At 67.9% G+C, this 17,713-nt stretch carries 18 protein-coding genes; 9 read left to right on the forward strand and 9 right to left on the reverse strand.

The window, feature by feature from the left end; all coding sequences use genetic code 11:
* The first annotated feature begins 42 nt into the window (after positions 1-42).
* The 6 genes from ACW175_RS21960 to ACW175_RS21985 all read left to right on the forward strand — a co-directional run bounded on the left by ACW175_RS21960 (position 43) and on the right by ACW175_RS21985 (position 6,392).
* On the forward strand, positions 43-1,797 hold the full coding sequence (locus tag ACW175_RS21960) for a 6-pyruvoyl-tetrahydropterin synthase-related protein (RefSeq protein ID WP_492102045.1): 1,755 nt from the start codon (positions 43-45) through the stop codon (positions 1,795-1,797).
* 113 nt (positions 1,798-1,910) lie between these two features.
* The gene (locus ACW175_RS21965) at positions 1,911-2,963 is read left to right on the forward strand and encodes a 1,9-bis(guanidino)-5-aza-nonane synthase (protein WP_492102046.1); all 1,053 of its coding nucleotides are present in this window, start codon (positions 1,911-1,913) and stop codon (positions 2,961-2,963) included.
* Between the two features lie 61 nt (positions 2,964-3,024).
* Positions 3,025-3,798 carry an acid phosphatase gene (locus ACW175_RS21970; RefSeq protein ID WP_492102047.1) on the forward strand — a complete coding sequence of 258 codons (774 nt, stop codon included), beginning with the start codon at positions 3,025-3,027 and terminating at the stop codon, positions 3,796-3,798.
* A gap of 130 nt (positions 3,799-3,928) precedes the next feature.
* Positions 3,929-4,726 (forward strand): acid phosphatase, encoded by a 798-nt coding sequence (locus ACW175_RS21975; RefSeq protein ID WP_492102048.1) that lies wholly within the window; start codon positions 3,929-3,931, stop codon positions 4,724-4,726.
* A gap of 42 nt (positions 4,727-4,768) precedes the next feature.
* Positions 4,769-5,254, forward strand: coding sequence for a transcriptional repressor (locus ACW175_RS21980; RefSeq protein ID WP_492102049.1), 486 nt, complete (start codon positions 4,769-4,771; stop codon positions 5,252-5,254).
* Between the two features lie 190 nt (positions 5,255-5,444).
* Positions 5,445-6,392 (forward strand): thioesterase family protein, encoded by a 948-nt coding sequence (locus ACW175_RS21985; RefSeq protein ID WP_492102050.1) that lies wholly within the window; start codon positions 5,445-5,447, stop codon positions 6,390-6,392.
* 102 nt (positions 6,393-6,494) lie between these two features.
* Here the strand turns inward: ACW175_RS21985 and ACW175_RS21990 are convergent, their stop codons facing one another.
* Positions 6,495-7,385 carry an alpha/beta fold hydrolase gene (locus ACW175_RS21990; RefSeq protein ID WP_492102051.1) on the reverse strand — a complete coding sequence of 297 codons (891 nt, stop codon included), beginning with the start codon at positions 7,383-7,385 and terminating at the stop codon, positions 6,495-6,497.
* 85 nt (positions 7,386-7,470) lie between these two features.
* On the opposite strand from ACW175_RS21990, the gene ACW175_RS21995 reads away from it, so the two are divergent.
* A complete protein-coding gene (locus tag ACW175_RS21995; RefSeq protein ID WP_492102052.1) occupies positions 7,471-7,905 on the forward strand; it encodes a DUF488 domain-containing protein in 435 nt (144 codons plus the stop codon).
* Positions 7,906-8,031: 126 nt separating this feature from the next.
* On the opposite strand, the gene ACW175_RS22000 is transcribed toward ACW175_RS21995, so the two are convergent.
* Entirely contained in the window at positions 8,032-8,823 is a 792-nt protein-coding gene (locus ACW175_RS22000; protein WP_492102053.1) for an SH3 domain-containing protein, read from the reverse strand.
* A 96-nt stretch (positions 8,824-8,919) separates the two neighbouring features.
* Between ACW175_RS22000 and ACW175_RS22005 the strand changes: the two genes are divergently transcribed.
* On the forward strand, positions 8,920-9,780 hold the full coding sequence (locus tag ACW175_RS22005; protein ID WP_492102054.1) for a crotonase/enoyl-CoA hydratase family protein: 861 nt from the start codon (positions 8,920-8,922) through the stop codon (positions 9,778-9,780).
* Between the two features lie 3 nt (positions 9,781-9,783).
* Here ACW175_RS22005 and ACW175_RS22010 read toward each other — a convergent pair whose 3' ends face one another.
* The 7 genes from ACW175_RS22010 to ACW175_RS22040 all read right to left on the reverse strand — a co-directional run bounded on the left by ACW175_RS22010 (position 9,784) and on the right by ACW175_RS22040 (position 16,739).
* Positions 9,784-11,211 carry an alpha/beta hydrolase gene (locus ACW175_RS22010; protein WP_492102055.1) on the reverse strand — a complete coding sequence of 476 codons (1,428 nt, stop codon included), beginning with the start codon at positions 11,209-11,211 and terminating at the stop codon, positions 9,784-9,786.
* A gap of 73 nt (positions 11,212-11,284) precedes the next feature.
* A complete protein-coding gene (locus ACW175_RS22015) occupies positions 11,285-12,031 on the reverse strand; it encodes a MipA/OmpV family protein (protein ID WP_492102056.1) in 747 nt (248 codons plus the stop codon).
* Positions 12,032-12,248: 217 nt separating this feature from the next.
* Positions 12,249-13,478, reverse strand: a complete 1,230-nt coding sequence (locus tag ACW175_RS22020; protein WP_492102057.1) for a pentapeptide repeat-containing protein — start codon at positions 13,476-13,478, stop codon at positions 12,249-12,251.
* Positions 13,479-13,626: 148 nt separating this feature from the next.
* Positions 13,627-13,827: a hypothetical protein gene (locus ACW175_RS22025; RefSeq protein WP_492102058.1), complete on the reverse strand. Its 201-nt coding sequence runs from the start codon at positions 13,825-13,827 to the stop codon at positions 13,627-13,629.
* A gap of 20 nt (positions 13,828-13,847) precedes the next feature.
* Positions 13,848-14,807, reverse strand: coding sequence for a magnesium transporter CorA family protein (locus ACW175_RS22030; RefSeq protein ID WP_492102059.1), 960 nt, complete (start codon positions 14,805-14,807; stop codon positions 13,848-13,850).
* A gap of 65 nt (positions 14,808-14,872) precedes the next feature.
* Complete coding sequence (locus ACW175_RS22035) at positions 14,873-15,574, reverse strand: CHAP domain-containing protein (protein ID WP_492102060.1); 702 nt, start codon at positions 15,572-15,574, stop codon at positions 14,873-14,875.
* A gap of 67 nt (positions 15,575-15,641) precedes the next feature.
* Positions 15,642-16,739 (reverse strand): acyltransferase family protein, encoded by a 1,098-nt coding sequence (locus ACW175_RS22040; protein WP_492102061.1) that lies wholly within the window; start codon positions 16,737-16,739, stop codon positions 15,642-15,644.
* Between the two features lie 131 nt (positions 16,740-16,870).
* On the opposite strand from ACW175_RS22040, the gene ACW175_RS22045 reads away from it, so the two are divergent.
* Positions 16,871-17,659, forward strand: coding sequence for a TerC family protein (locus ACW175_RS22045; protein WP_492102062.1), 789 nt, complete (start codon positions 16,871-16,873; stop codon positions 17,657-17,659).
* Positions 17,660-17,713: the final 54 nt, after the last annotated feature.

The following is a 17,713-nucleotide window of genomic DNA, read 5'->3' on the forward strand; positions in this document are numbered from 1 at the left end:
GCGCGTCCGACACACGGACCGCTCGAGTCCGGCGGAGCAGGCATGACCACGATTTCGGAATCCGAGCAGGCGAACGGCTCCATGGCTGACCGTCCGCTCCGCCCGGTCATCATCCTGGCCGCCCTGCTGCTGACGGCGCTGTTGCTGGTCGGCTCGACCCTGGTCCGGGGCGCGGGCCCCAGCGACAGCGTGGTCTACAACACCGTCTGGGTGCACGAGTTCATCGCCGCCCTGCGTCGCGGGGACCTGCCGCCGCGCTGGCTGCCCGGCGCCTTCCAGGGCCTGGGCGCGCCGTCGTTCTACTACTACCCGCCAATGGCCTTCTACGTGTCGGCCGTGGTCGACTTCATCACCCTGCACAAGCTGAACGCCCTGCAGGTGACGGCCTGGGCGAACTTCACCGTACTGCTGACGTCGGGCGGCGGCATGTTCGCCTGGCTGCGCGCGCGGACCGGCGACCGCTGGGCCCTGATCGGGGCGATCGCCTACATGCTGGCGCCCTACCACACGATCGACTTCTACTTCCGCGGCGCCTTCGCCGAGGTCACCGCCTACGCCGTCCTGCCCTGGCTGCTGCTGGGGCTGGAGCGCGCCGCCGCGCACGGCCGAGGGATCGCGATCCTGGCCCTGGCCTATGCGGCCCTGATCCTGTCGCACCTGCCCAGCGCCCTGCTGGTCACGCTGATCATCATTCCGGCGGTCGTCGGCTGGCGGCTGTGGACCGCCGCGCCGGCCGAGCGTATCGCGACCGCCGCGCGCTGCCTGGCCGGCGGCGTCCTGGGCCTGGCCCTGGCGGCGCTGTACCTGGGTCCGGCGCTGCTGATGCAGAAGGACGCCCAGCTGGTCTGGCTGTGGGGCGGCGACACCGAGGGCTGGAGTCTGCTGGCCTTCAGCCGCTGGCCGGCCGGCGACTTTATGACCAAGATCGCGCTGGCCAGCTGGTGCGCGGGCGCGGCGGGCCTGGCCGCCCTGCTGGCGGCGATCGACGCCCCGCGCCGCCGCACGGCCGTCCCGGCGATCCTGTTCGGCGCCGTGGCGGTGCTGGCCACCACGCTGCACGCCCTGCCCTGGGTGTGGAAATTCCAGCCGCTGTCGCAGGTTCAGTTCGCCTATCGCATCATCGTGGTCAGCGAGGCGGCCGCGGTGGCCGCCGTCTGCCTGGCCGCCGTCTCGGGCCGCCCCCGCCGGCTGGCGGCGCTGATGGTCGTCCCCGCCGTGCTGGCCGGCTGGCTGCTGGTCCTGGCCTGGCCCGGCCTGCGCGCCGTCACCACCATTCCCGTCGACCCCGGGGGCGAGGCCCTGATCGCCGCCGGCCGCGCGCCCAACGAGCACCTGCCGGCCGGCTACGCCGCCTATCCCGCCTTCGACGACCACGACCTGCTGAACGCCTTCCCCGCCCAGCCGCTGGTGGCGTTGGGCCAGGCCGGCGGCAAGGTGCTGGCCGCCAGCGGCTTCCCGGACGGCAGCGTGGCCATGGACCTGGATCTGCCCGCCCCGACCACGGTGACGGTCAAGCGCTTCTACTTCCCCAGCTGGCGGGCCGAGCGCGTGGACGGTCGCCGGAAGACGCCGCTCCAGGCCCAGCCGATCGGCTCGACGCGCTTCGTGTCGTTCCAGGCCCAGGCCGGCCGCCACGTCTATCGCATCCGCCAGGTCGCGACGCCGATCGAGCGCGCCAGCAACGCCGTGACCCTGGTCGCGCTGCTGATCGTCGCCGCCCTTCTGGCCGCGCCGGCCGTGATGCGTCGGCGACGCGCGCGGCGGGAAAAGACGGAAACCGCGATTGGGACTCGATAATCGTCGCAAACCTTCTATATAGCGCGCCCTTGCAACCAATCCCCTCGCCGGTCGCTCCGTCCCGGCGTGCTCGCGGGACACGACGGGCGCTCACCTTCAGAGGATCCTCTGTCATGAACGCTCCCGTTCCGAACAATACCAAGGCCGAACTGCTGCAGAACGTCGTCGAGCACATCGACATCACGTCGTTCGACGCCCGTCCGATCATCGACTCCATGCGCAAGATGTCGTTCTCGAGCCGCGACACCGCGCGCGCCGCCGACATCTTCAACATGGCCCTGGAAGACAAGGGCTGCTCGCCCTGGCTGATCCTGGCCGGGTCGACCTCGGCCGGCGGCTGCATGCACGTCTATCGCGACATGGTGCAGAACGGCATGATCGACGCCGTGGTCGCCACCGGCGCCTCGATCGTCGACATGGATTTCTTCGAGGCCCTGGGCTTCAAGCACTATCAGGCCGCCGGCCCGGTCGACGACAACGTGCTGCGCGACAACTACATCGACCGCATCTACGACACCTATATCGACGAAGAAGAGCTGCAGAACTGCGATCACACGATCCTGGAGATCTGCAACCGCCTGGAGCCGCGCGCCTATTCCTCGCGCGAGTTCATCTGGGAAATGGGCAAGTGGCTGTCGGAAGGCAACGCCAAGAAGCCCGGCTCGCTGATCCAGACCGCCTACGAAGAAGGCGTGCCGATCTTCTGCCCGGCCTTCGTCGACAGCTCGGCCGGCTTTGGCCTGGTCAAGCACCAGAAGGAGCGCATCGCCGCCAAGCAGCCCTATCTGATGATCGACGCGGTCGCCGACTTCCGTGAACTGACCGACATCAAGATCGCGGCCGGCACCACGGGCCTGTTCATGGTCGGCGGCGGCGTTCCCAAGAACTTCGCTCAGGACACCGTCGTCTGCGCCGAGATCCTCGGCGTCGAGGCCGACATGCACAAGTACGCCATCCAGATCACGGTCGCCGACGTCCGCGACGGCGCCTGCTCGTCGTCGACGCTGAAGGAAGCCGCCTCGTGGGGCAAGGTGAACACCACCTACGAACAGATGGTCTTCGCCGAAGCCACCACGGTCGTGCCGCTGATCGCCTCGGACGCCTATCACCGCGAAGCCTGGAAGGGCCGCGAGAAGCCGCGCTGGAACAAGCTGTTCGGCAAGTAAGCTTGATCCGACTCCAGTGAAAATGCAGGGTCCCCGGATTGCTCCGGGGACCCTTTTTCATATGCGTGTTTTGGCCTTCGCCGCCGTCCTGGCCCTGACCGGCTGCGCCACGCTCGGCGGCGACACCGCTCCGGCGGGCCGCTACCTGACCAAGGCCCAGTTCGATGCGCGCGATCACCTGCCCCCGCCGCCCGCCAAGGGCTCGCCAGAGGCGGAGAAAGACCGCCAGATCTTCCTGGCCACCCGCAAGCTGGAAGGCACGCCGCGCTGGGCGATCGCCCGGGCCGACGACGACGAGGAGAACGTCCTCGCGGCCTATACCTGCGCGCTGGGCTACGCGCCGACCCGCGAGAAGAACCCCAAGCTGGCGGCCATGCTGCTGCGCATCAGCCGCGACGTGCGTCCGGCGGTGTCGGGGCCGAAGATGAAGTATCGGCGCGCCCGCCCCTTCCGGTCACAGAGCGGGCCCCTGTGCATCAAGCCCAGCCTGGGCTTCTCGCTGTCGCCGGACTATCCGTCGGGCCACGCCACCTGGGGCTGGACCGTGGGCCTGCTGCTGGCCGAGGCCGCGCCGGACCGCTCCGAGGCGATCCTGGCCCGCGCCCGGGCCTTCGGCGAGAGCCGGGTGATCTGCGGTGTCCATAACGCCAGCTCGGTCGAGGCCGGCCGCAAGAACGCCGAGACCCTGTTCGCGGCCCTGTGGAGTTCGGAAGCGTTCAAGAACGACCTGGCCGGCGTGCGGGCCGAGCTGGACGCGACCCGCGCCCAGGCCTCACCGCCGGATCCGGCCCGCTGCACGGCGGAGGCCAACCTGCTGAGCGCGCCGCTGTTCTAGCCTTTTGTGCTAACGCATTTTCTGACGACCAACCGGCATCCACTTCGCCGGAAAATGCTCTAGCGGCCGCCTTGCTAGCGTCACCTTGGAGGGGCAGGGTTCCGAAACCATCGTTCGGGGATTCCTCTTCATGCGCTTCAAGATCGCTCTCGCCGCCGGCGCCGCCGTGGTCATCGCCGCCTCGGGCCTCGCCATGTCGGACCTGGCCGTCGCCCGCCAGGCGGCGCCCGCGCAGAAGGGCTATCTGCCGCCGGGCGCTCTGGACACGTCGAAGGTCCTTCCGCCCGCGCCCAAGGAAGGCGAGGCGCGCTACGAGGAAGATCGCAAGATCTTCCTGGCCAGCCGGAGCCTGAAGGACACCCCGCGCTGGGCCCTGGCCCAGAACGACGTCGACGAGCGCAAGATCGTCGGCGACTTCGCCTGCGCCCTGGGCTTCACGCCCGACCCGGGGAAGCTGCCCAAGACCACCGCCCTGCTGATGAAGCTGCGCTTCGACGTGATCGACGCGGTCAACAAGCCCAAGGACCTCTACCAGCGCAAGCGCCCCTACCTGATCGACGAGGGCCCGATCTGCGTCGACAAGACCGACGGCCTGGCCAAGAGCCCCGACTATCCGTCGGGCCACACCACCTGGGGCTGGACCGTCGGCCTGATCCTGGCCGAGGCCGACCCGGCCCACGCCACGCCGATCCTGGCCCGGGCCCGCGCCTTCGGGGAAAGCCGCCTGGTCTGCGGCGTGCACAACAACAGCGCCGTCGAGGCCGGCCGCACCAACGGCGCGGCCCTGGTCGCCGCCCTGCACGGCTCCAAGGCCTTCCGCGACGACGTCGACGGTGTTCGCCAGGAGATCGCCGAAGCCCGCAAGGCCGCGACCGCTCCAGCCCAGTGCGACGCCGAGAGCGCGCTGGTGGCCAAGTCGCCCTACTAAGCGAAGGTTGCGCCGGAGGGCCGTGGCCTCTACCTGTTGGCCATGGCCCACGGCTCTCCTTGCGGACACGATCACCACAATCACGGCGTTGGCGGCTCCGCCCTCGCGGCCGAACTCGAGGCCGCCGAAGCCCGCTGCGCGGCCGCCGAGCAGCGCCTGACCGCCCCGCGCCGCCGGGTGCTGGAACTGCTGCTCCAAGCCGGCCAGCCGGTGAAGGCCTATGACCTGATCTCGACCTTCGGCGGCGACGGGCCGCCGGCCAAGCCGCCGACCGTCTACCGCGCGCTCGACTTCCTGGAAAAGCAGGGCTTCGCCCACCGGATCGAGAGCCTCAACGCCTATGTCGCCTGCCGCAAGGAAGCCGACGGTCATGCGGCGGCCTTCCTGATCTGCGACTGCTGCGGCGCGACCCGCGAGATCGAGCCCCAGGCCAGCGCGGACATCATCGCCGCCGGCGCCTCGGCCGGCTACGCCCTGACCGCCGTGACCATCGAGGCCCACGGCCTCTGCGCCGATTGCCGAAGCTGAGAGAACGCGGCTAGGTTCGAACAGCTGTTCAACACCGTTCGAGAGACGCCATGACGACCGCTGAGACACTCCCCGGCGTCGAGATCTGGCGCGCCATTCCTGCTTTTGGGGAGCCGCGCCATGACGACCGCTGAGACACTCCCCGGCGTCGAGATCTGGCGCGCCATTCTTGCTTTTGGGGAGCCGCGCCATGACGACCGCTGAGACACTCCCCGGCGTCGAGATCTGGCGCGGCGGCGTCAACACCTGGGACTGCGACGAGATGGGGCACATGAATGTGCGCCACTACGTGGTCCGCGCCCAGGAGGGCCTGATCGGTCTGGCCGCCGAGCTGGGTATGCCGCAGGCGTTCTCGCCCCACGCCAACGCCACGCTTCTGGTCAAGGAGCACCACATCCGCTTCCTGCGCGAGGCCCACGCCGGCGCGCCCCTGACCATGCTGGGCGGGGTGATCGAGATGGGCGAGACCGAGGCCAAGCTCCTTCAACTCCTGATCCATCCGGCCTCGGGCGAGCTGGCCGCGACCTTCCAGACCACCGTGGTCCACGCCACCCCGCGGGAAGGCCAGCCCTTCCCCTGGCCCCGGATCGCCCGTGCGCGCGCCGAGGCCCTGAAGGTCGAGATTCCCGAGAAGGCCCGCGCCCGGAGCATCGACCTGTCGCCGTTCGCCCCAACCGCCAGCCTGGAGCGCGCCGAAGCCTTAAGCCTCCCGCGGATCGGCCTCGGCGGCCTGCTGCCATCCGATTGTGACGTATACGGACGAATGCGCGCCGAGCAGTTCATCGGCCGGGTCTCGGACGGCATCGGCGCCTTCATCCACCCTTTCCGGGACGTCGTGGTCGACCACGCCGAGCCCAAGCCCACGCGGTATGGGGGCGCGGTCCTGGAGTACCGCATCGCCTACCTGGCCTGGCCCAGGCCCGGCGACCGCGTCGAGATCCGCTCGGGCCTGATCGGCACGGACGCGCGCACCATGCGCATGGCCCACTGGATGCTGGACCCGGTGACGGGGCAGCCCTGGGGCACGTCCGAGGCGGTGGCGATCACCTTCGACCTGGACGCGCGCAAGGTGGTGCCGGTGACGGACGCGGCGCGGGCGGCTCTGGCGGCGCATGAGGTGGAGGGGTTGGCGCTGTAGGGCGGTCCGCCCTCGTCCTTCGACAAAGCTCAGGATGAGGGCTACTTCAGCGTCGCACTAGAAACCTCATCCTGAGCCTGTCGAAGGACGAGGTTTCGGCCCCTAGCCCGTCGCCATGTCGAACAACGCGTCCCGCACCACGTCCGGACGCTCCATCGGCAGGAAGTGGCTGGTCCCCGGCACGACCTCGATCTTCACGTCCCGGCCTCGCCGCGCGAAGCCGTCGCCGGCCATGCAGGTCGAGTGCTTCTCGGCCTTGAGGATCCGCACCGGGGCCTTGACCCGCTTGACCGCCCGCCAAGGATCATGGCCCTGGGCCGCGTAGTTCGAGGCCTCCCACGCCGGGGCGCAGGCCAGCTCGACCTTGCCGTCCTGGCGCGGGACGAAGCCGCCGGCGACATAGTCGGCCAGCATGGTCTCGGGCCAGGTCTTGAAGGCCCCGCGGCCCTTGTAGCCGGCGAACACCTGCTCGCGATCGTCGAACACGGCCCGGCGGCGCAGGGCCGACTGGACCAGCGGCATGTGTTTCCAGAGACGGCCCGAGGTCCAGGGCGCCTTGGCGTAGAGGGTGGCCAGCCAGGGCATGATCACCGGGTCCAGCAAGACCAGGCCCTTGACCCGGTCCGGGCGCTCGGCGGCGGCCAGCAGGCTGACCGTGCCGCCCATCGAGTGGCCGGCCAGCACCACAGGCGGACCGTCCAGGACATCCAGCAGGCCGGTCAGGTCGCCTTGCAGGTCGCGCCAGGAGCGGCGGCCCTCGGGATGGGCCGGCAGCGTGGTGTCGCCGTGGCCGCGCTGGTCGATGGCCAGGATCCGCAGGCCCGCGCCCAGCGGCGACAGCAGCACGCGATAGGTCTGGGCGTTGAAGCCGTTGGCGTGGACAAAGACCACGTCGATCGGCTTGTCCTGTGGACCGAACTCCAGGGCCGCGATCTCGCCGCCGGGTACGGCCACGGAGCGCTTGCGAGGTTCGCGAAAGACGGCCGCGTCCATCGGCGTGGCTCCTTGGGGCTGTTGGGCGTTAAGTTAGGCGCGCGGGGCCTCCGCGTCCATGGAGCCCCGACAGGAAAGCGATGAGATGAACAAGCTCGCCACCATCGGCTACGAAACCGACACCCAAGGCGGCATGATCAATCGCCTGAAGGCCGCGGGGGTCGAACTGGTCGTCGACGTCCGGGCCGTGGCCAGCTCGCGCAAGGCCGGCTTTTCCAAGACCCTGCTTGGAAACAGCCTGAAGGACCAGGGCGTCGACTATCTGCACCTGCGGCCTCTGGGCACGCCCAAGCCGGGCCGGCAGGCCGCGCGGGCGGGCCGGATAGACGAGATGCGCCAGATCTTCAACGCCCACCTGGAGGAGCCGGACGCCGTACTGGCCCTGGCCCAGGCGACCGAACTAGCGAAGACAAAAAGGGTCGCCCTGCTCTGCTACGAGGACGACCCCAATTGCTGTCACCGACAGATCGTCGCGGAGCGGATCCGTCAAACGCTGAAGTGCGAGATCATCGACCTCTGAACTTCACCGCCTGCTAGAGCCTGTTCGGTTTAGATGGAACCATCTAAACCGAGTAAACAGGCTCTAAATCATACATTTAGAGCGCGTTCGAGCGGTTTAACCGCTCACACTTAAACCTAACGCGCTCTAGGCCTGGGTCACCTGCCACTCGCCGCGCGCGTCCTTGCAGGCGCTGTAGCGCTGGCTGGAGGCGCGCTGGGCGCCGCCCGACACCGAGGCGTCGATCACGCGGCAGCTGGCGACCTGTTGGCCGTAGGGGCGCACCAGCGAGGCGGCGGCGTAGCCCGTCGCGTAGCCGTTGCGGCCCACAAGCACCCACCCGCCGTTCGGGGCCAGGCCCAAGGCGTCGAAGCTCTCGCCCGCCGCGACCTTGCCGACCACCTTGGTTCTGGTCGACGGACCGGCGCGCAGGTTGGCGTTGGAGCTGGCGACATAGGCGCCGCCGGCGGCCTCATAGCTGGGCAGGCTCTGGACGCCGGCCGCGTAGCGGAGGTCGCGGCCGTCGATCGGCGGGCCGTAGCTGGATGAGACCACCGCGATACGGCCGGAATTGCCGGTGCGGCTGTTGGACCAGGTCTGGGCGACGCCGGTCTCCAGCGCCTTCTTGGTGGCCTGCTCGGCCAGGGCCGCGTCGGTCGACTGCATGCGGCAGCCGATATAGCCGCCCGCCGCCGCGCCGGCCGCCGCCCCGACCAAAGTGCCGAGGGTCTTGTTCTTGCCGCCGATCTTGTTGCCCAGCAGGGCGCCGGCCGCCGCGCCGATCAGGGCGCCGCCTTCCTGCTTGCCGCCCGAGCCTTCGCAGGCGAACAGGCCGCTGAGGCCGCGCGACTGGGCCATGACCGGCGCGGGCGCCGCGGCGAGGCTGGATGCCGTCAGGGCGGCCAGGGCCAGGGCGGTCGCTGTCTTGCGAGTGGTCATCGCGAAGTTCCTCTTCCGTTAGGTCAGTGTTGTCGCCGTCTCCCGCCGGGCCGATAGTGTGATCAAGACACGAAACGTTTCTTGGGGAGACTAGGCATGAGCGGCCACGATCAGGACGAGTATAGCTGTTTCAAGGTCGAGATCGAGGCCGGCGTCGCGCACATCCAGTTGAAGCGCCCCGAAGCCATGAACACCATGACACGGCCCTTCTGGAACGAGCTTCCCGCGATTGTAAAAGATATTGATGACAACGCGCGCGCACGTTGCATCGTCATCTCCTCGACCGGCAAGCACTTCAGCGCCGGCATGGATCTTTCGGTGTTCACGGATGACGAGGGCGTCACCGCCCGCCAGGACGCCGACCGCTGGGTGGCCGCCGAGAGCTTCCGCCGCTTCGTGCACGTGCTGCAAGACAGCTTCTCGTGCCTGGACAAGGCCCGGATGCCGGTGATCATCGCCATCCAGGGCGGCTGCATCGGCGGGGCGGTCGACTTCGTCAGCGCCTGCGACATCCGCTACGCCAGCGCCGACGCCTTCTTCCAGATCCAGGAGATCAACATCGGCATGACCGCCGATGTCGGCACCTTCCCGCGCCTGTGCAAGCTGATCCCCGAGGGCTGGGTGCGCGAGCTGGCCTATACGGGTCGTCGCCTGCCGGCCCAGCGCGCCAAGGAGATCGGCCTGGTCAACGAGGTGTTCGACACCCACGAGGCGCTCGTCGACCATGCCCTGGCCACGGCCCGCGAGATCGCCGGCAAGTCGCCGCTGGCCGTGGCGGGCAGCAAGGTGATGATCAACTACGCCCGCGACCACTCGATCGCCGACGCTCTCGACTACATCGCCACCTGGCAGACGGGCATGTTCTCCGGCCCCCACATGGCCGAGGCCTTCACGGCCAAGGCCCAGAAGCGCGCCGCGGTCTATCCGGACCTGCTGCCGCTGAAGAAGAAGATGTAGGGGCTACCCCGCGTAGGTGAACGTCATCGGCGTGTCGGCCGCTGGCAAGCAGCTCCGGTCCACCGGCTTGGTCGGGTCCTGGAAGAAGCTCCGGATCATCTTGCGCGTGCACGGGCTGGCGCGGCTGACGCCGTGGGTGGCGTTGGTGACGATGACCACCTGCGAGCCCTCGTAGCCCTTGGCGGCGGCCTTGGTCAGTTCCGGCGGGCAGCCGGGGTCGATCTCGGCGGCCAGGAACAGGGTCGGGATGGCGGTCTTGACCGGTTCCTGCTCGGCCTTGGAGATCGGACCGACATCGATCGCCTTGCAGACGTCGTGGATGCGCTGCATCGACACGACCATCAGGCGGGCGATCGGATCGTTCTCCGTGCCCTTGGCGACGTCAGCGCGGGCCTCGAACGGAATCTCTTCCTTGCACAGGTGGGTCATGAACTGGCCCTCGCTGTAGTAGTCGCGGCTCTCGACGAAGTCGGCGACCGGCGCGACGTCGCCCTCGATCACCTTCCACAGGTCGCGCGGCAGCACGCCGGCGGTGAAGTAGCTGGCGTCCATCAGCCAGCCGCCCAGGTCGTCGGCCGTGTAGGTCTTGCCGTTGATCGTCTGCGGCCCCGCAAGCCAGTGCTCGGCGACCACGGCCAGCTTGGCCTTCAGGTCGGGATAGCGCTTGGCGCACTCGGCCACGACCGCGCACTTGGCCATGACGATGTCGATCGAGTTGGAGACCATGGCCGGACCGCCGACGGTCCAGTCGGCCTCGGGCGGCCAGGGCGAGTCCTGGACCACCGCGCGCACGCCCTGCGGCTCATGGGCCTGGATGGCCGCCTCGATGCGGGTGCCGTACGAGCCGCCGAACAGGTCGATCCGCTTGAAGCCCAGCAGCTCGCGGAGGTCCTGGACGTCCTTGGCGACCTCGACGGCGTTGTAGCGCGAGATATCCACGCCCTTGGCCTGGAAGTCCTTCAGGCAGGCGACGATGCCTTGCGCGTCCTGGTCGGTTGGCGGGCCGGCGTCGGTGAGGTGCGTGCCGGGGCAGTCGAGATTGGGGACGGACTGGCCGCCGCCGCGCTGGTCGATGAACACCCAGTCCTGGTCGAGCGCGACGAACTCGCGCGAGGCCTTGCTGCTCAGCAGGCGCGGCAGGCCTTTCAGGGCCGAGCCGCCCGGTCCGCCGTGCAGATACATCACCGGCGGCAGGCCGGCCTTGGGCTCGCTGGCGTGGACGACGGCGAAGGCGACCTTGATGCGGCGGCTCTTGGCATCGCCGCGCGTCTCGTCGACGACCAAGTTCCCGCAATCGACCTTCAGGCCGCTGGCCTTGTAGTCGCCGGCGCAGGCGGTCTTCTCGAGCGCGGGCGCGGCGGCGTGGGCGGATCCGGCCGTGGCCGCCAGGGCGAGGGCGCCAGCGGCGGCGATCCAGGACAAACGCGACATCGAAGACTCCCACGGTTTCGCGCATCAACACCAAGGTTAATGCCGACCGCAAGGCTTCTCGCCAAAAGCAAGGCTAGAAGCGGTAGGTCATCGAGACGACAGCCGAGGTCTGCGTCCGCTCCCTGACGATCGGGCTGTTCCGTGCGTCGCCGACGATGTTGGACATCGCGCCGGTCGCGATCAGGCTGATCCGGTCGTTGACGTGGTAGACGGCCCCCAGACTGGCCGTCACGTCCTTGACCCCGCCGCTCGGATGGAAGACCGGCAGGCCCGAGGCGGCGGACTGGACCCCGGTCACGCCGAAATAGCGGTCGTTGTAGCCGCGGTCGGCCCAGGTCGCCGAGACGGCGGGCATCAGGACCAGACGCTTGGAGAGCGGGATGGGGACCGCGATGGCCCCGTCGACCAGGGCGCCGCCGAGGCCCCCGGACAGGACCTTGGTCGCGCCCAGGGTTAGGCGGACACCGTGCCGCTTGTAGTCGACCGCCACCCGCGCGCCCATGCCGCTGGCCAGGCGCCCGATCCCGGCGGGGGCGTCCGCCTCGCGATAACCGCGCACATAGGTCGCCGCCGCCGACACGGTCAGCCTTTGGGTCTTGACCAGCTGATAGCCGATCCCCTTGCGCGGATTGGCGAAGAAGCGGCCGTAGCGAAGTTCGACCACCGGCACGGCGACGAGGCGATAGCGGCTCGATCCCTGGTAGCGGGGGGCGCTGACGACCGCCACGCCCAACACTGTCCGGTCCTGAGTCAGCGCTGGGCCGATGAACGCCGGCGCGGCGGCCTCGGGCGCGCCGCCCGACGTGGGGAAAAGGATCATGATGTCGCCTCCTCGCCCATAGACGCCGCGACGGCCGCCATGCCGCATCGAGCGGCGTGCGATATCCGTTGTGGGGAGCGCGTCAAAACGCCGCCGAAGGGCGTGACGAGAGGCTAGAGCATTTTTCCCGATCCAACTGGATCGGTGAAATGCTCTAGCGTCTTGTTTTGACGCGTTTTCTGACGACGGACCGGTATCCACTTCGTCGGAAAACGCTCTAGAAGCCCGACGGCAGCTCGGCGTCGGTCAGGTCGGCGCCGTCGAGGCGCGCGCGGGTCAGGTCGGCCTCGATGAAGCGGGCTCGCCGGGCGCTGACGCCCTTCAGATTGGCCCCGCGCAGCACGGCGCGAGTCAGGTCGGTGCGGATGACCCGGTCCTCGGCGATCTTCAGGGGGCCGAGCTTGGCGCCGCTGAGATCGGCGCGGGTCAGCTGGGCGTCGACCAGGCGCGCGCCGCGCAGGTCGGCCCCCCGCAGCTTGGCCCCGCGCAGGTCAGCGCCAGCCAGGTTCGCGCCCTGCAGCTGGGCGCCGTCCAGGTCCATGCCGAAGAACACCGCCTTGGGCGCGGACAGGCCGCTCAGCCGGCGGTCCTTGAGGCGGCGCAGGGGGCGGAAGTCGACATCGGCCAGGTTGGCCACCTTGCCGTCGCGACCGTCGGATTTGCAGAACAGCTCGTGGGCTTCCAGCACCTCGTTGAGGGGCAGGTCGTCGACATAGAAGATCGGCGGCGGCGCCCGCAGCACCTCGGTCATGTCGGCGTCGGTCAGGTCCGCGCCGCTGACGTCGACGCCCACCATGATCGCCCGGCGCAGCGAGACCTTGGACATCTCGGCATTGTGCAGGTTGGCGCCCGACAGATCCGCCCCGTCCATGACCGCATTGGTCAGCCTGGCGCCCTGCAGGGTTACGCCCGTGAGGTCGGCGTCGGTGAAGTCGGCCTGGCGCGCGAAGGCGCCCGCCATCTGCGCCCCATTCAGATTGGCGCCTTGCAGCACGGCGTAGTCCAGCTCGCCCGGTCGCTTGGAATGCTCCAGGATCCGCAGGCCCTTTTCACCATCCTGCACGGCGGTGACGCCTTCGCGCAGGTCGCATCCGGAGAGATTGGCCCCGCCCAGATTGGCGCCGCGCAGGCAGGCCCCGCGCATGTCGCAACGGGAAAGGTCGGCGTCGCGCAGGTCGGAATCGCGCAGGTCGGTCCCGTAAAGGGTGGCGCGGGTCAGCTTGGCCCGGCGCAGCGAGGCCCCGCCCAGCAGCGCCCCGGTCAGGTCGGCCTCCGAGAGGTCGACCCCGTCCAGCTCGTAATTGTTCAGGTTGACGTACTGCAGCACCGCGCGGCGCCCCTTGGGCAGACCCTTCATGTAGCGCGCGTGAGCCTCCAGCGCCTCACGCACCACGGAGGCGTGAAGATTGCGGATCAGGCTCGGTCGTGATGACGCGGCGGCGGGCATGAGGGTTCGCGGAGCGCTCCGGCGGGTACGCTGAGAACGGGGAAACAGCGCCCAACCTGCCACATCAGCTTTAAGCCATCGTTTAGACCGCGACGAAAAGTCGCGCCCTGCCCATGCTTTCCGTAAAGCGCCGTCCTTGGACGAGCGCTTATGCGCAGACCCTGAATCCGTCTTTTTCAAGATCACGGACGATCTTCTCGTCGTAGTCGAAGGATACCTTCACGCGCCAAGTCTGGCCGTGCGGCTTCACACCGTAATCGATGCTGGAATGGGCGCGCTTGTAGGCGGCTCCAGCTGTTTTTGCCTCGCCTTCACTATGAAAGGCTTTGCAATAGGAAAAAACGATCATGATTTTTCGCGCCGCTATTTCTACAGCCAGCCCTTACGGCGGAACCACAGCAAGGGCGCGGCGGCCGCCAGAATCATCATGCCGATGGCCATGGGATAGCCTTCCAGCCAGTTGAGCTCGGGCATGTGGACGAAGTTCATGCCGTAGATCCCGGCCACCAGGGTCGGGGGCAGGAACATCACCGAGAAGACCGAGAACACCTTGAAGATCGAGTTTTGCTCGATGTTGATCAGACCCAGGGCGGCGTCGAGCAGGAAGGTGATGTTGCTGGCCACGTAGCTGGAGTGGTCGGTGATCGACTGGACGTCGCGCTGCAGCGATTTCAGGTGGTCGCGCAGTTCCTTGGACCCGTCGAACTGGTCGGCCAGGGCGGCGAAGCTGAGCAGGCGGGCCAGGCTGACCAGGCTGTCGCGGGCCTTGGAATTGACGTTCTGGGCCCGCCCCAGGCGATTGAGGATGCTCTCGAAGGCCGCGCCGCGCGGGCGGCTGAAGATGGCGCGCGACTGGACCTCGACCTCGGCGGCGGTGCGTTCGAGGATGTCGGCGGTGCGATCGACGATGGCGTCCAGCAGGCCCAGGAAGGTCTGCAGGCCGTTGGGACACAGGCTGGGCTGGCGCTCGGCCTGGGCGGCGAACACCGAGAAGGCCTTCGGCTCGACATAGCGGATGGTGATCAGGCGCGCGCCGGCCAGCACGAAGGTGACGGGGGCGGCGGTCGGCAGGTCGCCGTCGGCGTTGACCAGCACCGTGGCGGTCATGAACGTGCCGCCGTCCTCCTGGTAGAGGCGCGAGGAGGCCTCGATCTCGGCCATCTCCTCGCGGGTGGGCAGCAGCAGGCCGATCGACTGCTCGACGGCGACTTCCTCGGCGCGGGTGGGATCGACCAGCTCGATCCAGACGGCGTCGGCCGGCACCCGCCAGTCGGGCGACAGACCGCCGGACTCGAAGCCCGGAGCGCCGTGACGGAGGATTCTAAGCATCGCTGGGCGTCCTAGCTGCGGGTCGGGTGTGCCCCTGCCCGCGCTCTAGGTCAACGCGCTCCCGTTTACCGAGGGGCGTTCTGCTTGTTGCTCGTGTCGCTCGACGAACCACCACCAGCGGCGGCCTCGATCAGAGCGGCGATACGATCGGTCGAGTCGGCGGCCTGGCCGATGATGTCCAGCGGCGAAGAGCGAACCGAATTGGCGACCTGGTTGGCGGCTTGCTTGGCGGCCGAGACCACGGCGTTCTGGGCCATGGCGATCTTGCTGGTCGCCATGGCGATCTTCGTCGCCTGGGCGTCCTGGTAGATGAAGCCGTTGGTCGGATAGACGCTGGTGCCCAGATCGCGGATCGGGTCGTACCAGACCTTGACCTGCGTCCAGTCGCCGTTGGGCGAGACGTCGACGACGGTGACGTCCTTTTCGATCTGGCCGCGATCGCCTTCGATGATCGACCAGTTGGCGTGGGTGACCTGGATGACCCGGTCGGTCAGCACCTGGCTGACAAACGCCACGTGACCGAGGTTCATGCGGGCGGTAGGCTTGAAGGAGAGAACCGAGCCGATCTTCGGGACCGAGCCCGTGTCGTACTTGCCGGCGGCTTGCGACCACCACGTGCGGGCGTCGCCAAAGATTTGAATACCCGACATCAGACGGGCGAACGGTACGCACTGCCAATAGCCGTCAGCACTGGCCGTCACCGGCGCAAAGCTGATCATGGCGGCAGCGAGCAGGGAACCCAAAAGGGCCCTGGTCCGTTTCGTCATGCTGTGGGTACTCCCCCGCGTCACTGGGCTAAGGGATAACCCTGCCAGAGACTGGTGAAAAGAGTGTTTATGCCGCACCCGCGAGCGCCAAGCGCCGCTGTTTCCTGTGAACGGCCATAGACTTCATCCATTCCCGGCACGGATGCTCAATGAAATGATAGGAAATCGCCGACAGCGGGATCAATGCGGCGACAATCAACACCCAGACCACGAGCGGCAACTTGTCGCTCTGAATATTGAACAGTTTGGTTGCGACATTGACCGCCAGGATCTTCCACGGAATGCAGATCATATAGGTCGAGTAGCTGATCTCGCCTAGATAGACGAAAACTGGCTGTCCAGCAAACTCGTAACCGGCCTTGGCGAGGGTCGCGAGCATGAAAATAAGCCCGCCCAGAAGCATCACGATCACCAGATCGGGTGCGGAAAACTGGATCGCGGCAAGCGTGGCCATGCCCAATAAAGCGGCGCCGTAGCCGCTGAGGCGCGTCGGGAATCGATCCGAACGCCAGAGCGCGTGCAGGGCGCAGCCGAAAGCGAAGCACGGCACGATGCGCAGGGCGCCCCATTGGATGGTCGCCTCGGTCAGCGAAAAGCCCGCCAGGACCTGGAAGGCCGGGTACAGCCCGGCGATCACCGCCAGGGCGCCCAGCACCGCCACGACCGGCCGCTCGCGCAGCCTCCAGGCCACGAAGGCGAAGGCCGGGAAGCTGAGATAGGCGAACCACTCGGCCGAGATCGACCACGAAGCGTGGTTCCAGCCCGCCACCGGCGCGAAGCCCCAGGCATGGACCAGAAGCAGGTTCGCCGGCAGCGACTTCCACGACAGAATGTTCGGATCGACGTTCAGCCCCGCCATTCCACCGGCGATCGCCATGGCGCCGACCCCGACGAGGGTGGCCAGGTGCAGCGGATAGACCCGCGCCAGCCGATTCCACAGGAAGTCGCCGTAACGGAACCGCCCTTCCCCGAAGCCGTGCAGATAGACGTGGCACAGGATGAAGCCCGACAGGACGAAGAACGCCTCGACCCCCAGATAGCCCTTCTGCGCGATCGCCGGGGTGAAGCCGACGTCCAGCTTGGGCCAATAGTGGTACATCACCACCCAGAAGGCGGCGAAGAACCGCAACGCGGTCAGGGGCTTTATGTTGGCGGCGTCCGGCATCGACGGCGTCCCTTAAGGGCCTGCCTTTCCGCCCCCACGGTGGAAAGATCAGCGTTACCCGCCTATCTCGCATGCGATACATGTATGCATACGCGAAAAAGCGGCTTGACCGACAACCTTAGAGAGGACCGATGAACGAACTCCTTAGCTTGGTCGCCGATCCGGCCGCCTGGGCCGCTCTGGTGACGCTGATCGTCATGGAAGTGGTTCTGGGGATCGACAATCTGGTCTTCATTTCGATCCTGTCGAACAAGCTGCCGCCCGAGCATCGCACGCGAGTCCGCCGCATCGGCATCTCGCTGGCGCTGATCATGCGGCTGGTGCTGCTGTCGACCATCGCCTTCATCGTCGGCCTGACCGCGCCGGTCTTCGACCTGGGCATCAACGGGCCGGTCGGCGCGCATGGCGAGCCCGGCTTCGAGACCGCCTTCTCGTGGCGCGACCTGATCCTGATCGCCGGCGGCGTCTTCCTGATCTGGAAGGCGACCAAGGAGATCCACCACAGCGTAGACCCCGGCAAGAGCGACGACGTGCTGGAGAAGGACAAGGTCACCGTCGTGATCTCCAACGTCGGCGCGGCGATCTTCCAGATCATCCTGCTGGACCTGGTGTTCTCGATCGACTCGATCCTGACCGCCGTCGGCATGACCGATCACCTGCCGATCATGGTCGCCGCCGTGATCATCGCCGTGGCCGTCATGATGCTGGCCGCCGATCCGCTGGCCAACTTCATCAACGACAACCCGACCGTGGTCATGCTGGCCCTGGGCTTCCTGCTGATGATCGGCACCGTGCTGATCGCCGAGGGCTTCGGCGCCCACGTGCCCAAGGGCTACATCTACACGGCCATGGCCTTCTCGGCCGGGGTCGAGGGCCTGAACATGCTGTCGCGCAAGCGCGGGGCGAAGAAGGACCACTAAGCGCTACGCCCCCACCTTGGAGCGTGATAGGTCGGCGACCCCGGCTTATCACGC

This window comes from Caulobacter sp. FV1ye6ST, assembly GCF_058681225.1.

Coding starts and splice junctions, on each gene's coding strand:
- ACW175_RS21960 (WP_492102045.1), top strand. CDS start 43: ATGACCACGATTTCGGAATCCGAGCAGGCGAACGGCTCCATGGCTGAC.
- ACW175_RS21965 (WP_492102046.1), top strand. CDS start 1,911: ATGAACGCTCCCGTTCCGAACAATACCAAGGCCGAACTGCTGCAGAAC.
- ACW175_RS21970 (WP_492102047.1), top strand. CDS start 3,025: ATGCGTGTTTTGGCCTTCGCCGCCGTCCTGGCCCTGACCGGCTGCGCC.
- ACW175_RS21975 (WP_492102048.1), top strand. CDS start 3,929: ATGCGCTTCAAGATCGCTCTCGCCGCCGGCGCCGCCGTGGTCATCGCC.
- ACW175_RS21980 (WP_492102049.1), top strand. CDS start 4,769: ATGGCCCACGGCTCTCCTTGCGGACACGATCACCACAATCACGGCGTT.
- ACW175_RS21985 (WP_492102050.1), top strand. CDS start 5,445: ATGACGACCGCTGAGACACTCCCCGGCGTCGAGATCTGGCGCGGCGGC.
- ACW175_RS21990 (WP_492102051.1), bottom strand. CDS start 7,385: ATGGACGCGGCCGTCTTTCGCGAACCTCGCAAGCGCTCCGTGGCCGTA.
- ACW175_RS21995 (WP_492102052.1), top strand. CDS start 7,471: ATGAACAAGCTCGCCACCATCGGCTACGAAACCGACACCCAAGGCGGC.
- ACW175_RS22000 (WP_492102053.1), bottom strand. CDS start 8,823: ATGACCACTCGCAAGACAGCGACCGCCCTGGCCCTGGCCGCCCTGACG.
- ACW175_RS22005 (WP_492102054.1), top strand. CDS start 8,920: ATGAGCGGCCACGATCAGGACGAGTATAGCTGTTTCAAGGTCGAGATC.
- ACW175_RS22010 (WP_492102055.1), bottom strand. CDS start 11,211: ATGTCGCGTTTGTCCTGGATCGCCGCCGCTGGCGCCCTCGCCCTGGCG.
- ACW175_RS22015 (WP_492102056.1), bottom strand. CDS start 12,031: ATGATCCTTTTCCCCACGTCGGGCGGCGCGCCCGAGGCCGCCGCGCCG.
- ACW175_RS22020 (WP_492102057.1), bottom strand. CDS start 13,478: ATGCCCGCCGCCGCGTCATCACGACCGAGCCTGATCCGCAATCTTCAC.
- ACW175_RS22025 (WP_492102058.1), bottom strand. CDS start 13,827: ATGATCGTTTTTTCCTATTGCAAAGCCTTTCATAGTGAAGGCGAGGCA.
- ACW175_RS22030 (WP_492102059.1), bottom strand. CDS start 14,807: ATGCTTAGAATCCTCCGTCACGGCGCTCCGGGCTTCGAGTCCGGCGGT.
- ACW175_RS22035 (WP_492102060.1), bottom strand. CDS start 15,574: ATGACGAAACGGACCAGGGCCCTTTTGGGTTCCCTGCTCGCTGCCGCC.
- ACW175_RS22040 (WP_492102061.1), bottom strand. CDS start 16,739: ATGCCGGACGCCGCCAACATAAAGCCCCTGACCGCGTTGCGGTTCTTC.
- ACW175_RS22045 (WP_492102062.1), top strand. CDS start 16,871: ATGAACGAACTCCTTAGCTTGGTCGCCGATCCGGCCGCCTGGGCCGCT.